The organism is Erwinia sp. Leaf53 (assembly GCF_001422605.1).
GTDB lineage: Bacteria > Pseudomonadota > Gammaproteobacteria > Enterobacterales > Enterobacteriaceae > Erwinia.
The window spans coordinates 394,151-407,952 of sequence record NZ_LMLK01000021.1; the positions used below are offsets into that span (position 1 = coordinate 394,151).

The 13,802-nt window shown below is 63.7% G+C and carries 15 protein-coding genes; 11 read left to right on the forward strand and 4 right to left on the reverse strand.

What is annotated here, in order from left to right:
- Positions 1-53: 53 nt before the first annotated feature.
- Entirely contained in the window at positions 54-1,211 is a 1,158-nt protein-coding gene (locus ASF13_RS13550) for a M20 aminoacylase family protein (protein WP_056237033.1), read from the forward strand.
- A gap of 128 nt (positions 1,212-1,339) precedes the next feature.
- Here ASF13_RS13550 and ybiB read toward each other — a convergent pair whose 3' ends face one another.
- Together ybiB and dinG are read right to left on the reverse strand one after the other, a co-directional pair.
- Positions 1,340-2,311, reverse strand: coding sequence for a DNA-binding protein YbiB (gene ybiB / locus ASF13_RS13555; RefSeq protein ID WP_056237035.1), 972 nt, complete (start codon positions 2,309-2,311; stop codon positions 1,340-1,342).
- A 24-nt stretch (positions 2,312-2,335) separates the two neighbouring features.
- Entirely contained in the window at positions 2,336-4,498 is a 2,163-nt protein-coding gene (gene dinG, locus ASF13_RS13560) for an ATP-dependent DNA helicase DinG (RefSeq protein WP_056237037.1), read from the reverse strand.
- A 379-nt stretch (positions 4,499-4,877) separates the two neighbouring features.
- Between dinG and ASF13_RS13565 the strand changes: the two genes are divergently transcribed.
- From ASF13_RS13565 to ASF13_RS23600, 10 genes are all read left to right on the forward strand, one after another.
- Positions 4,878-5,609, forward strand: coding sequence for a MerR family transcriptional regulator (locus ASF13_RS13565; RefSeq protein WP_056237039.1), 732 nt, complete (start codon positions 4,878-4,880; stop codon positions 5,607-5,609).
- A 10-nt stretch (positions 5,610-5,619) separates the two neighbouring features.
- A complete protein-coding gene (locus ASF13_RS13570) occupies positions 5,620-6,057 on the forward strand; it encodes a nuclear transport factor 2 family protein (RefSeq protein ID WP_056237041.1) in 438 nt (145 codons plus the stop codon).
- The gene (locus ASF13_RS13575; RefSeq protein ID WP_056237043.1) at positions 6,054-6,776 is read left to right on the forward strand and encodes an SDR family NAD(P)-dependent oxidoreductase; all 723 of its coding nucleotides are present in this window, start codon (positions 6,054-6,056) and stop codon (positions 6,774-6,776) included. Before ASF13_RS13570 ends, ASF13_RS13575 begins: the two co-directional genes overlap by 4 nt.
- Positions 6,773-8,038, forward strand: a complete 1,266-nt coding sequence (locus tag ASF13_RS13580; RefSeq protein ID WP_056237044.1) for an NAD(P)/FAD-dependent oxidoreductase — start codon at positions 6,773-6,775, stop codon at positions 8,036-8,038. Before ASF13_RS13575 ends, ASF13_RS13580 begins: the two co-directional genes overlap by 4 nt.
- Entirely contained in the window at positions 8,035-8,748 is a 714-nt protein-coding gene (locus ASF13_RS13585) for a DUF1365 domain-containing protein (RefSeq protein WP_056237046.1), read from the forward strand. The genes ASF13_RS13580 and ASF13_RS13585 overlap by 4 nt, the downstream gene beginning before the upstream one ends.
- A 3-nt stretch (positions 8,749-8,751) precedes the next feature.
- Positions 8,752-9,981, forward strand: coding sequence for a cyclopropane-fatty-acyl-phospholipid synthase family protein (locus ASF13_RS13590; RefSeq protein ID WP_056237047.1), 1,230 nt, complete (start codon positions 8,752-8,754; stop codon positions 9,979-9,981).
- Positions 9,978-10,457 carry a DUF2878 domain-containing protein gene (locus ASF13_RS13595; RefSeq protein WP_056237049.1) on the forward strand — a complete coding sequence of 160 codons (480 nt, stop codon included), beginning with the start codon at positions 9,978-9,980 and terminating at the stop codon, positions 10,455-10,457. Before ASF13_RS13590 ends, ASF13_RS13595 begins: the two co-directional genes overlap by 4 nt.
- 167 nt (positions 10,458-10,624) lie before the next feature.
- Entirely contained in the window at positions 10,625-11,140 is a 516-nt protein-coding gene (locus ASF13_RS13600) for a chalcone isomerase family protein (protein WP_056237051.1), read from the forward strand.
- Complete coding sequence (locus ASF13_RS13605; protein WP_056237053.1) at positions 11,140-11,673, forward strand: DUF3833 domain-containing protein; 534 nt, start codon at positions 11,140-11,142, stop codon at positions 11,671-11,673. Before ASF13_RS13600 ends, ASF13_RS13605 begins: the two co-directional genes overlap by 1 nt.
- 74 nt (positions 11,674-11,747) lie before the next feature.
- Positions 11,748-11,852, forward strand: coding sequence for a protein YohO (locus tag ASF13_RS23600; RefSeq protein WP_072166379.1), 105 nt, complete (start codon positions 11,748-11,750; stop codon positions 11,850-11,852).
- 101 nt (positions 11,853-11,953) lie between these two features.
- On the opposite strand, the gene idi is transcribed toward ASF13_RS23600, so the two are convergent.
- Both idi and ASF13_RS13615 read right to left on the reverse strand, forming a co-directional pair.
- Positions 11,954-12,487 carry an isopentenyl-diphosphate Delta-isomerase gene (gene idi / locus ASF13_RS13610; protein ID WP_056237055.1) on the reverse strand — a complete coding sequence of 178 codons (534 nt, stop codon included), beginning with the start codon at positions 12,485-12,487 and terminating at the stop codon, positions 11,954-11,956.
- Between the two features lie 113 nt (positions 12,488-12,600).
- Positions 12,601-13,710 (reverse strand): suppressor of fused domain protein, encoded by a 1,110-nt coding sequence (locus ASF13_RS13615; protein ID WP_056237057.1) that lies wholly within the window; start codon positions 13,708-13,710, stop codon positions 12,601-12,603.
- Between the last annotated feature and the right edge of the window lie 92 nt (positions 13,711-13,802).

Genomic DNA, 13,802 nt, shown 5'->3' on the forward strand with positions numbered 1-13,802 from the left:
CCTTAGCTGCTGCCCACAGAGCGGGTGGTTGAGTCCCTACAGGAGAGTAATCAATGGCAATTTCCGTTTCGCTGATCGCCGAAGCCACCGCCTGGCGCCGTGCGCTGCATGCGCACCCGGAACTGGGTTATCAGGAGCACCAGACCGCGCAGCTGGTTGCAGAACAGCTGGCCGCCGCCGGGCTGCAGGTGCATCGCGGGCTGGCGGGCACCGGCGTGGTCGGCACGCTGGAAAACGGCCCGGGGCCGACCATCGGCCTGCGCGCCGATATGGACGCCCTGCCGATCGCCGAACTGAGCCACCCGCCACACCGCTCGACCCGTGCCGGCGTGATGCACGCCTGCGGCCACGACGGCCACACCGCGATGCTGCTGGCAGCGGCAACCCACCTGAGCCGGACGCGAAACTTCAGCGGCACGGTACACTTCGTCTTCCAGCCCGCCGAAGAGAACCTCGGCGGCGCGCGGAAAATGGTCGAAGAGGGGCTGTTTACGCTGTTCCCGATGGACGCGATCTACGGTATGCATAACTGGCCGGGGCTGCCCGCCGGCCATGTGGCGGTTAACGACGGCGCGATGATGGCGTCGCTGGACTCGTTTGAAATTACCCTGCGCGGCCGCAGCACCCATGCGGCGATGCCGGAGAACGGTGCCGACCCGATCGTCGCCGCCGCGCAGCTGATCCTCGCCCTGCAGACCATTCCCGCCCGCCGCCTGTCGCCGCTGGCCTCGGCGGTGGTGAGCATTACCCAGATCCACGGCGGTGAGGCGATCAACGTCATACCGGATATCGTGGTGCTGCGCGGCACCATCCGCTGCCTGCAGGCGGACGTGCGGGCGAGGGTGAAGCAGATGGTCAACGAGTTTGTCACCACCCTGACCGCGCCGCTGGGCGTCGAGGGCAGCATCGTGTACCAGGGAGACTACCCGGTCACCCACAACAACGCGGTGGAAGCCGGCCGGGTGCGCGACTGCGCGCTGGCGCTGCTGCCGGCGGAGCAGGTGCACTGGAACGTCAGCCCGTCGATGGCGTCAGAAGATTTTGCCTGTATGCTCGACGTCTGCCCCGGCGCCTACTTCTGGCTGGGTGCCGACGGTGCCACCCCGTCCCGCCCGCTACACAACGCGCATTATGACTTTAATGACGAGCTGATTGGCCCCGGCATCCGCCTGTGGAGCACGCTGGTTGAGCGGCTGCTGCCGATCGGCTGAGCGTGCCACACCCGGTGAGCAGTCCTGCGCCGGGCCGTCAATAACGCCACTGCTCCCGGCAGGCCAGCAGATGTGGCGCAACCTCTGGCTGACCTCGATCGGCCAGCGCTAGCGCAGCCTCTGCGGTATCAATATCCGGCGCTGGCAATCTGCCCCAGCGCGCCGTCGAGATCCACCGCCCGGCCGGTCGCCAGATAGCAGCAGGCGACCTGCAGGCGCAGCGACTGCGGCACCGGCACCTCGCGCTGCAGGCAGCGCGTAATCCACGCCGCGGTGGTCGCCGCATCCTTCGCCGCCGGCAGTTCGCCTGCCGCCAGCGTCACCTCCTCCTGGCGCGACAGCAGCTGTTCCGGCTGCTCGCCGTGGATCAGGCTGACCGACGGGCAGCGCTGCGGGCTGGCGTAGACTTCCCCTTCGCTGCCGTTCAGCAGCAGCCCGCGCCCGCCCACCGCGCTGAAAAACTTGCCCACCCGCGGAATATATTCCGGGTGGGAAACGCTGGCGAGGCGCAGCGCGGCGTCCTCGGCGAACGGCGTGGCCAGCTTGGCCAGCGTATGGGCGCTGTTACGCACCCCCATCCGCCAGCGCAGGTCCAGCTGGCGTGCCACCGGCGGGCACAGATGATCGATGGTGATAAACGCCAGCTGGCCGTCGTCCAGCCGCTGCTGCACCTGTTCGGGGGTGCTCAGGGAGGCGATGCCCAGCTCACGGAACACCGCCTCGCTGGTCACGCGGGTGGCGTCGTTACTGACGCCGTGGACCAGCACCGGGAAGCCGAGCGCCTGCAGCAGCAGCGCCAGCAGTGGGGTCAGGTTGCCCTGGCGGCGCGCGCCGTTATAGCTGGGGATCACCACCGGCATCGGCAGGTGCGCCGGCGGCGTCAGGCGCGGCATCTGCTCCTGCATCGCGCGGTAGAAGCCGAGCATCTCCTCCTCGCCCTCGCCTTTGATGCGCAGGGCGATCAGGATCGCCCCCAGCTCCAGCTCCGGCACTTCACCGGCCAGCATCCGGCGGTACAGTCCGGCAGCGCTTTCTGCGTCAATGTCACGCGCATGGTTCTTGCCGCGCCCGACCTCTTTAATAATCTTGTTATATTCCATGCATCGGCTCACTCAGGGTTACGATTATCGCCGGCGGTACGGCGCGGCGCGCTTCTTCGGCGCGGGGATCACGGCTTTCGGCAGCTCTCCCGCCGGCATCGGCGGCTGCTCGATAGGAAACACCGGCAGCGCCCCCAGCAGGCGCGCGCCGTAGCTTTTGCTCAGCAGCCGGCGGTCGTAAATCACGATCTCGCCAAAGCACTGGTGGCTGCGGATCAGCCGCCCGACCTGCTGGATCAGATTAAACGACGCGCTCGGCAGGCTCTGCACCTCAAACGGATAGCGCTTCAGGCTCTTCAGCCATTCACCTTCGGTCAAAATAACCGGACTGTCCACCGGGGGAAAGGCAATTTTATGGATATGCACCTGAGAGAGCAGATCGCCTTTCAGGTCCAGCCCCTCGGCGAAGGACTGCAGCCCGACCAGAATGCTGGTCTCCCCCTCTTCGACCCGCCTGCGGTGCAGCGCAACCAGCAAAGGTCGGGGTTTATCGCCCTGCACCAGCATGGTCAGCCGCAGCTCCGGCAGGTAGGCGATAAACTGCTGCATCGCCCGGCCGCTGGCAAACAGCACCAGAATGCCTTTGTGCGCGCCCTGTTTAATCTGGTCGCGGAAAAAGTGCGCCATTTCGGCCAGGTGCTGCACCTCGTTGGCCAGCTGCGGTTCGAAGCGCATCTCAGGGATCACCAGCTTGCCCTGATCGCGATGGTTAAACGGCGAGTCCAGCGCCACAAAGCGGTCGTCCGCCCGTTCGCTGAGCCCGGACATCTCCTGCAGCCGCTGGAAGCTGTTCAGCGAACGCAGCGTTGCCGAGGTGACCACCACGTGGGGAATTTTACGCCACAGCAGTTTTTCCAGCTGTTCGCTGACGCGGATGCCGGCGCAGTGGAACAGCAGATGCGCCGCGCCGTCGCGCACCTCGCGCGTCACCCATTTCGACACCGGCGCGCCGGAGGCCTGTTCCAGCGAGGCCAGCCGCCACAGCTTGCTGCCGGCCTCAAACCAGCCCAGCGCGCGGTTGATTTGCAGCAGCGTGCGGTGCAGGCGCACCACGTCATACTGGCCGCTCTTTTCGCTGAGATCGTTCATCAGACCTTCCGCCAGCCCGCGCAGCGCGTCGGTCAGCTTAAACAGCCGTGCGCAGATGGTCAGCACCTCTTCCGGCAGCAGCCCCATCTCAAAGCGGTGTTCGCCCTCCTGGCCCTCCGGCGGCAGCCACAGGCCGAGGATCTGCGACAGCATCTGCAGCTGCTCGCGGACCTCTTCGCAGTGGCCCTTCAGCCGTTCCGGGCTGGCCAGCGGCGGCGGTCGTTTCGGGCGGAACTGCGCCATGCACTGCTCCACCAGCCGGCAGAACAGGTCGAGCTGCAGGGTATTCCAGCCGGGGGTGATTTCGCCGCTCATCTCCAGCGCGTCGCGCGCCACCTCCGGCAGGTGGTGGCCTTCGTCGAGCACCAGCAGCAGGTTTTTCGGCGGCGGCAGCACCGACTCGGTCTCCAGCGCCGCCATCACCAGCGCGTGGTTGGCGACCACCACGTCGGCATCCTCAATTTCTCGCCGCGCCACGTAAAACGGGCATTCGCGGAACCAGTGGCAGTTGCTGCCGAGACAGTTGGCCTTATCGGTGCTCAGCCGCTGCCACAGCGAGTCTTCAATGTTCTCCGCGCAGTGGTCGCGCAGGCCGTCCCACTGATGGCGATCGAGCGATTTCTGCAGCTCGCTGCAGACGGCGCGCTCGGCCTTGCTGGCGGTCATCTCGTCGTCGAGAAACAGCAGCAGATCGCCCTGCTGCTGCTCGTCGGTGGAGAGCGCCGACAGGTTGCGCGGACAGACATAGCGGCCACGGCCAAAGGCCGCGGTGAAGCGCAGATCGGGGATAATCTTCTTCAGCAGCGGCAGATCCTTGCTGTAGATCTGATCCTGCAGCGCCACGTTGGCGGTGCTGACCACCAGCGGTTTCTCTTCCGCGCGGCTAACGGCGATGCCGGGGATCAGGTAAGAGAGGGTTTTACCCACCCCGGTCGGCGCTTCGATCGCCAGGTGCCGCCCCTCCTCCCCGGAGAGCGTTTTTGCCACTTCGGCAATCATCTGCCGCTGCGGTGCACGGGGGATAAAATCAGGGACTTGCTGTTGCAGGGCTTTGTACCACCCGGCGATTTGCGTTTTTAACGCGGCAGTTAACGCCATAACAACCACTATTGATGAAACAGGGCTGTATTTTTACACAGTATCGCCACCGCGTCAGCCCTGAAAAACGATTCCTGCAGCACGCCGCAAAAGATGACCGCCGTGGACCGGCAGAGTGCACCGGTATACAGCCTGCAAAACGCCGGTGGGTATACTCTTTTCTGCTCAACAGCGTAGCGCCGCAGGCTGACGCACTGGCCCGCACGGCCGCCGCAGGAGAGCCGGTACAGGTGCGTGAATTATCGTGTATATCGCGTGGCGAAAGACCGTCTAAGGCGTTTTTCAGATTCTTTACAAGTTGTACACCAATAAATTTATTGTACAGACTGCTATAATTGGTTAGGTTGTTCACTGTTCTTTAAGCTTCAAGAGGTAATCCATGACCTTATTCAGCATCGGCGACGTTGCCGAACGCTGCGGCATCAATCCGGTTACGCTGCGCGCCTGGCAGCGTCGCTATGGCCTGCTTAAACCTCAACGCACGGAAGGCGGCCACCGTCAGTTTGATGAAGACGACATTCAGCGCATTGAAGAGATCAAGCGCTGGATCGGCAGCGGCGTACCGGTCGGTAAGGTTAAGGCACTGCTCGATGGCGAAAATATCAGCCTTGATGATGGATGGGGGGCGCTGCAGGAGGAGATCCTGACCGTTCTGCGCACCGTCCGGCCGGCAAAACTGCGGGCAAAAATCGCCGCCACCGGCCGTGAGAACCCGGCAGCTGAGATGATCGATCGGGTCTACGTGCCGATCCGCCAGCGGCTGAACCTCGATCAAAACACCGCACGTGCGCTGTGCAGCCTGCTGGACGGCGCGCTGATTGACTACGTCACCTTCTGCCTTGCCGGGTCGCGCAAGCGCGCCGGCAATAACGCGCTGCTGATCGGCTGGGGTAACGAGGATCGTACCCGCCTGTGGCTGGAAGCCTGGCGGCTGTCGCAACAGGGCTGGCGCATCGACGTGCTGGCTGAACCGCTGGATTCGCCGCGGCCGGAGCTGTTCCCCGGCCAGCAGATTTTCGTTTATACCGGTAAACCGTTAACCAAGCGTCAGCAGGAGCAGTTGACCTGGTGGCAGGAACAGGGGTTCCTTATCGCCTGGCACGGAGAGTAAGGGGTGAACCATGTCGCAGTTGCAGCAGGCCACACTCGATCGGCTGGTGAGTTTTTACCGGTCGCTGGACGCTCGCCCTCTGTCAGAGCTGGCAGAGATTTATCATCCTGAGATTTGCCTGCGCGATCCGGTGGGCACACACCAGGGTCTGCCGCAGTTGGAACACTACTTCGCCAGCCTGCTGAAAAACCTGCGCTACTGCCGGTTTGACGTCACCTTAGCCCGTCAGTTTGACGATGACGCACTGCTGCTGTGGCGGATGGACTTTGCCCATCCCGCCCTGCAGCGCGGTGCCGCGCAGCAGCTGGAGGGCAGCAGCTACCTGAAGTTTACCGATGACAAAATTCACTTCCAGCAGGATTACTACGACCTGGGCGCGATGCTGTACGACAGGCTGCCGCTACTGGGGACGGTAACCGGGCTGATTAAGCGGCGGTTACGACCATGAAACGGGTACTGATTACCGGGGCCAGCTCCGGCATTGGCCACCAGCTGGCGCTGGACTACGCTGCCGACGGCTGGCAGGTCACCGCCTGCGGGCGCGACGCGCAGCGGCTGGCGACACTGACCGCCCGCCATCCGGGCATCGATCTGTGCCTGTTTGATATGACCGATCTGGCCGATACCCAGGCGGCGTTAGAGGGCCGCACGGCGGAGCTGGTGATCCTCTGCGCGGGCAGCTGCGAGTACCTCGACAACGGCGTGGTGGAAGCGGCCAAAGTCCAGCGGGTGATGCAGACCAACTTTATCGGCCCGGTCAACTGCCTTGAGGTGCTGCTGCCACAGATGGCCGCCGGCAGCCGGGTGGCGCTGGTCGGCTCGACCGCCGGTCTGGTCCCGCTGCCGCGTGCGGAAGCGTACGGAGCCTCTAAGGCCGCGCTGGCCTATTTTGCCCGCAGCCTCGCGCAGGATCTGCAGTGGCGGCAGATTGGCATCAGCCTGGTGCTGCCGGGGTTTGTTGATACCCCGCTGACCCGTCGCAATGATTTCGCGATGCCGATGATGATTACCGTCAGCCGGGCATCAAAGTACATCCGCCGCGGCCTCGCCCGCGGACGGGCTGAAATCGCTTTTCCGCGGCTGTTTGCGTTTATTCTGCAGGTGACCTCCCGGCTGCCACAGCGCCTGCAACGCCGCCTTACCCAGCGCATGACGAGGTCATCTTGAGGATAGCAATCATAGGAAGTGGCATTGCCGGGCTGAGCTGCGCCTGGAAACTGGCGTCGCGCGCCGGGGTTGACCTGTACGAGGCCGGGCCGCGCCCCGGCGGGCATACCGCCACCGTTGACGTCGAGCTGGACGGGCAGCAGTGGGCGATCGACACCGGATTTATCGTCTATAACGACCGTACCTACCCGCGCTTTCTGGCGCTGCTCGATGAGTTAGGCATCAACAGCCAGCCCACCGAGATGAGTTTTTCGGTACGCAACAACCGCAGCGGGCTGGAGTACAACGGCCATACGCTGAGCACGCTGTTTGCCCAGCGCAGCAACCTGCTGAAACCCGGCTTCTGGCACTTTCTCAGCGAAATCCTGCGCTTTAACCGCTGTGCTAAAAAGTGGCTGACGCGCAGCACCGATCGCAGCATCCTCGATGAATTTCTGCGTCAGCACCGCTTCAGCGATTTTTTCGCCCGCCACTATATCCTGCCGATGGGCGCCGCGATCTGGTCCACCTCGCTGGCCGAGATGCGGCGGATGCCGCTGGCGCAGTTTCTGCACTTTTTCAACCACCACGGGCTGCTGGACGTCACTCATCGCCCGCAGTGGTTTGTGGTGCCCGGCGGCTCGCGCGAGTATATTCGCCGCCTGATGCCGCGGCTTGGCGAACAGACCCAGGTGTTTCTCAACACGCCGGTGACTCGCGTTACCCGCGATGCGCACGGCGTCACCCTGGAGAGCTCACGCGGCAGCCAGCGCTACGACCAGGTGATTTTCGCCTGCCACAGCGATCAGACGCTGCAGTTGCTGGCGGACGCCAGCGAAGCGGAGAGCGATATGCTCAGCAGCATCCCTTATCGCGCCAATGAGGTGGTGCTGCACACCGACACCCGGCTGCTGCCGACCGCCCGTGCCGCCTGGGCCAGCTGGAATTACCGGCTGAACGACAGCGACGGCGGCGACGAACTGCTCGGCGCCAGCGTCACCTACAACATGAACATCCTGCAGGGGATCCGCGCACCGCACACCTTCTGCGTCACGCTTAACCCGAGCGAGACCATCGATCCGGATAAAGTTCTGCACCGCTTCAGCTATCACCATCCGCAGTTTGGCCTGCGCAGCCCGCTGGCGCAGCAGCAGCGGCTGCAGCTCAACGGCGATAACCGCAGCTGGTTCTGCGGTGCCTGGAGCTACAACGGCTTTCACGAAGACGGGGTGCGCAGCGCGCTGGACGTTGTGGCCGGTATGGAACAGCGGGGCCTGCTGTGAACAGCCTGCTCTACAGCGGCCACGTGCGCCATCGCCGCTTTACCCCGGTCGATCACCGGTTCAGCTACCGCATCTTTATGCCGCTGATCGATCTGGATGAGCTGCCGCTGCTGCATAAGGCAGGCATCGGCCGCCGTCGTTTCAACGCCGCCAGCTTCTGCGCCGACGATTACCTCGGCGGCGGCGACATCAAACAGCGGGCGCAGACGCGCATCGCGGAGCTGACCGGCGAACGGCTCAGCGGCCGGGTGCTGCTGCTGACCCAGCTGCGCTATTTCGGCTGTTCATTCAATCCGGTCAATTTCTACTACCTTTATGATGAGGCGGGTGAACTGCGCTGGATGCTGGCGGAGGTGAGAAACACGCCGTGGAACGAGCGCCATACTTACGCGGTTAAGCCGGACGGCAGTGAAACCACCGAAAAAGCGTTTCACGTCTCGCCGTTTAACCCGCTGGAGATGGTGTATCACTGGCGGCTCTCGCCGCCGGGCAGGTCGCTGACCGTACATATTGAAAATCACCGTGAAGGTCGCGAGTTTGACGCCACGCTGCACCTGCGCAGCCAGCCGCTTACCCGCCCTAACCTGCGCCATTTTCTCTGGCGATTTCCGCTGATGACCGTTCGCACCGCGCTGGCCATTTACTGGCAGGCGTGGAAATTATGGCGCAAGGGTGCGCCGGTCTATGACCATCACAAGCCGGAGAAATAAAACATGCCTGGCACCGACGTAAGCCTGACGCGCCGCGCAAAAGGCGGCAAACGTTTTTCCGCCTCGCGACGGATCCTTTTTTCCCTGCTGCAGCATATTGAGGGCGCGGGCCTGCTGCTGCACGACCCGCTGCTCGGCAGGCAGTTCTTTGGCGACCCACAGGCGGCGCTGCAGGCGGAAGTGGTGGTGAGCCGCTCCAGAGTGTATCGCCGCGTGCTGCTTGGCGGCAGCATTGCGGCGGCTGAAAGCTGGATGGACGGCGACTGGCACACGCCGGATCTTACCGCGGTGATCCAGACGCTGGCGCAAAATATGGCGGTCACCGACCGGCTGGAGTCCCGCTTCAGCTGGCTGAGCACGCCGCTGAACCAGCTGCTGCACGCCCTGCGGCGCAACAGCGTGCGCCAGGCGCAGCGCAATATCGCCGCCCACTACGATCTCGGCAACGATTTCTACCGCGCCTTTCTCGATGATGCCATGCTCTACTCCAGCGGCTGGTACCCGCAGCCGGAGATGACGCTGGAGCAGGCACAGCAGGCGAAAATGCGCCGGCTGTGCGACCAGCTGGCGCTAGGCCCGCAGGATCACCTGCTGGAGATCGGCAGCGGCTGGGGGGCGATGGCGGAGTTCGCCGCCCGCGAGTATGGCTGCCGGGTGACCACCACCACCATCTCGCGCGAACAGTATGCCTGGTGCTGCCAGCGTATTGCCGCCGCCGGGCTCAGCGACCGGGTCACCGTGCTGTGCGAAGATTACCGTCACCTCAGCGGGCAGTTCGACAAAATCGTCTCGATTGAGATGATTGAGGCGGTGGGCAAAGCCTATATCCCGCTGTTTATCCGCCGCTGCCAGCAGCTGCTGAAGCCAGGTGGCCGGCTGGCGCTGCAGGCGATCACCATCAGCGAAGAGCGGCTGACCAGCTACAGCCGCGGGGTGGACTTTATCCAGCGCTATATTTTCCCCGGCGGCTTTCTGCCGGCCATCAGCCTGCTGCAAAAAACGGTTAACGAGGTCAGCGACTTTGTACTCACCGACCGGCTGGAGATCGGCGCTGACTATGCGCGCACCCTGCAGCAGTGGCGGCAGCGTTTCGACAGCGCCTGGCCGCAGCTGGCGCAGGGGCAGTTTGATGAACGCTTCCGCCGCATGTGGCTGTTCTACCTCTGCTACTGCGAAGCCGGTTTTCACGCGCGCACCATCGGCACCGTACAACTGACCCTGCAGCGGCCATGAGCGGCCGCCGCTTTGCGGGCCTGACCCTGGCGTTCAACCTGTTCTGGACGCTGGCGGTGAGCCTGCGCGATGCGGCGACTATCCCCCTGCTGCTGCTGGCGCTGCTGGCCTGGCTGTGCAGCCCGCCGGCGCGCAGGTTACCGCTGCTGCTGCTGGCCGCCCTTGGGGTGGCGATGGACGCCCTGTGGCTGCGGTGCGGGCTGTTCAGCTTTAACAGCAGCGCCACGTTCCCGGGCTGGATGCTGGCGCTCTGGCTGGCCTTTGCCTGCTGGTGGCCGCTGTTTCTGCAGCGCTACCGGCTGACATGGCCGTGGCTGATGGGGCTCGGCGCGCTGAGCGGCCCGTTCTCTTACTACCTTGGCGAGCGTCTTGGCGCCATGCAGCTGCACCAGCCGGGCTGGCAGGTGTTTACTCTGCTTGCCGTCGGCTGGGCGCTGCTGCTGCCCGCCAGCCGAAAGCTGATACCGGGTACCTGAAGGCTGAAGCCGGAAGCCGGAAGCCGGAAGCCGGAAGCCTGAAGCCCGAAGCCTGAAGCCTGGAGCCTGGAGCCTAGAGCCTGAAGCCCAAAGCCCGAAGCCCGAAGCCTGAAGTCTGCTGGCAGAATCTGAATCTGTAACGACCAAAATGCGCTGCGGAGGTTGCGATGAAAACCATGCTGTGCCTGCTGTTGCTGTTCTGTACACCGCCGCTGCTGGCCAGCGACTGGCTGCGCTGGCATAACGTCGGGCGGGCCACGCTGAGCTGGGGGCCGTTTACTCTGTACGACTCGCAGCTGCTGACGCCCGACGGACGCTGGCAGCCGCAGCGCTGGCCGCTGGCGCTGGTGATCACCTACCGTCGCGATATCACCCGTCAGTCGCTGCTGGAGGCAACCCAGGAGCAGTGGCAGGCGCAGCAGATTGGCAGCGCCCCGCAGCGCCAGCGCTGGCTGCAGCAGCTGAGCACGCTGTGGCCGGACGTCAGCAACGGCGATCGGCTGGCGTTCCAGGCGGACGAGCGCGGCGGACAGTTCTTCTGGCAGCCGGCCGGCACCCGCACGCCGATCGAACCGCTGGAGCCGCGCTTCGACGCGGCGTTCCGCGACGCTTTCCTCGCCATCTGGCTGTCGGAAAAAACCCAGTACCCTGACCTGCGTCAGCAACTTACCGGAGATCAATAATGTGGCGATCGCTGTTGTTAACCCTGTGCCTGCTGCTGTCCGGCTGCGGCACCGCGCTGGAGTCCTATCAGGCCGCCGAGCCGAAAATCGATATTTTTGCCTGGTTTAACGGTGAGTCCCGCGCCTGGGGTATGGTGCAGGACTGGCGCGGCAAGCAGATACGCCGCTTCGAGGTGACCATTCAGGGCAAAGTGCTCGGCGACACGCTGACGCTGGATGAACGTTTCGTCTATGACGACGGTGAGAAGCAGACCCGCGTCTGGCAGATCCACCGGCTGGCAGACGGCAGCTACCGCGGCACCGCCGGCGATATTATCGGCGTAGCCAGCGGACGGGCCAGCGGCAACGCCTTCAACTGGCGCTACGCCATGACGGTGAAAACCGACGGCAGCAGCTACCAGCTGAACTTCGACGACTGGATCTACCAGCAGGACGCCCGCCATCTGATGAACGTCACTTCGATGAAAAAATTCGGCGTGGAAGTGGCGCGGGTAACGCTGTTTTTTGCTAAACCAGCCGGCACGGCGCAATAAAATCGCCGTTACGGCTTAATTCTGTCCGGTGAAGGGGGTATAATTCGCCCTCCCCGGACTCAACAGGTTACATAATGAACTGGCAAAAAATTGGCGTGGTAACGATGTTTGTGCTGATGGCACTCGGTGGGATTGGTGGCGTGATGCTGACCGGCTATACGCTGATCCTCTACTCCTGATCGTCCGCCGTCGTCGGCTGCGGCCGACGTAACCGCCCCCCGCCTACCGCAGGAAGTGAACACCTCGGCGCCGATCGCAGGATCGGATTGAGCACGCGTGGCTAGCGGCCAGCGAGAAAACGGCTGAACTCAGCCGGAATACGGGCAAAGGTGTGCAGAAACCACGGGGTAAAGCGCTGCGGGAAGCGTTCAATTTCTGTCGCCAGCTCGGGCAGCGAGGCGTAGCGCCAGCCGTCGGCCTCCAGCGGATTAGCCTGCGGTGTCTGGTCACTCAGCGCAAAGAACACGTGCCCGTACTCATGCTCAATCAGGCCGTTGGATAACGGCAGATTGTAGCTCAGCTCAAATACCGGTTGCAGCGTCAGCGTCAGGCCCATCTCTTCCTGCAGACGGCGCTCCGCCGCGTGCTGCGTCGGCTCCCCGGGGTACGGGTGACCACAGGTGGAGTTACTCCACAATCCCCCACAGTGATACTTGCCGCTGGCGCGCTGCTGCAACAGCAGCTGATGGCGGGAGTTAAAGACATAGACGGTGATGGCACGGTGCAACAGCCCCTTCTCATGGGCCTCCAGCTTCTCCATTTTACCGGTTGGGCGATCGTGGCGATCGACCAGGATCACTTCAATTGCGGACATGCGAACTCCTCGTGGCTAATCGGCGCTATTCTTGCATAGTCACGCCGATCCCTGCGCATAAATTCGTGCGGTGGCCACCGCCATGCGCCGATCCCGCAGCCAGAGGCTCCGCCCTACTCTTCCGTTTCCACCACCTGCTGGCGGGCGCGGAACACGTGCCCGACGCCGTACTGCAGCAGCCGCGCCACCAGCTCATCTCCGCCGCTCTCCGTCGCGGTGGCAAACGTCTGCTCCTGGCGGGTAATCGGCGCGGCCCACAGCAGATTGACCTTGTCCCCTTCGCGTTTCGGCAGCGTAAATTGCCCGACGTCACGCCCGAGAACCGATGAGAGGATAAAGCCTTCAAAGCCCACCGGTGCCTGCGTCGAACTCACCGTATGCCCCTCCCCCAGCCAGCTCAGCTGCGACCACGGCAGGTGGGCGATGCTGGCCAGCCCGCTGGCCATCTGCACCGCGTTATCTTCGGTCATCACCTCGGCATCAATGGCCAGCGCCAGCTCGGTGCGCCGGTGCTGCGGGGCCAGTTCCTGATAGAGATAATCCACCCACGGCATTGGCCGGATGCCCATTCCCAGCGTCAGAAACACCCAGCTGCCCTGATGATAGTGCTGCGAAATAGCCATCGGTGGCCAGCTGCCGCGATCGATGGCGTAATATTTTAACGATTCGCCAAACTGCGCCTCGTAACACTGCAACATCTCCTGCTGCAATGCCTCCCACGGCTGGCCGTCCTGCCAGTCCCGCCAGAACTGGCGATGCTGTTGCGCGCTGGCGTAATTAGGATTGGTGGAGGCCGAACCCAGCGGCGCGGTCAGGCGGTTCGGCCTGATGCAGCCGGCGGAGAAACTCACCTGCTCCTGCTGATACAGGCTCCAGCCAGGGATCACCGCCAGCAGCTGGCCCTGATACCACAGCGCCGCGCCGTCGTCGCCCGGCTCCCACACCACCTGCAGCGCGGCCGGGTCGAGCATCGGCTCCGCCTGCAGGGTGCGGCAGTATTCGGCGCCGAGCAGCGGCGCAATGCCCTGCTGCATCGCGGCAAGATCTTCCTCCGCCGGGGCCGGCAGCAGGTTGCGCAGCCAGCAGCCGCGCACGGCAAACTGGCTACGAAATGCTTCAGCCGGCCAGATGTAGAAGTAGGCCGTCCGCGCATCCTGCTCAACGATGGCGATCAGCGTCTGCTGCTGATTGCTGACCTCAGCAAGGGTGATGGGCTGTGTCATAACGCCTCAATGATAAGTGTACGGGGTCTTCCCGGAGAATAGGGCAGAATCGCGCGTTATGCCTGCTCAGAACAAGGGTAAAAGTCTCAAAA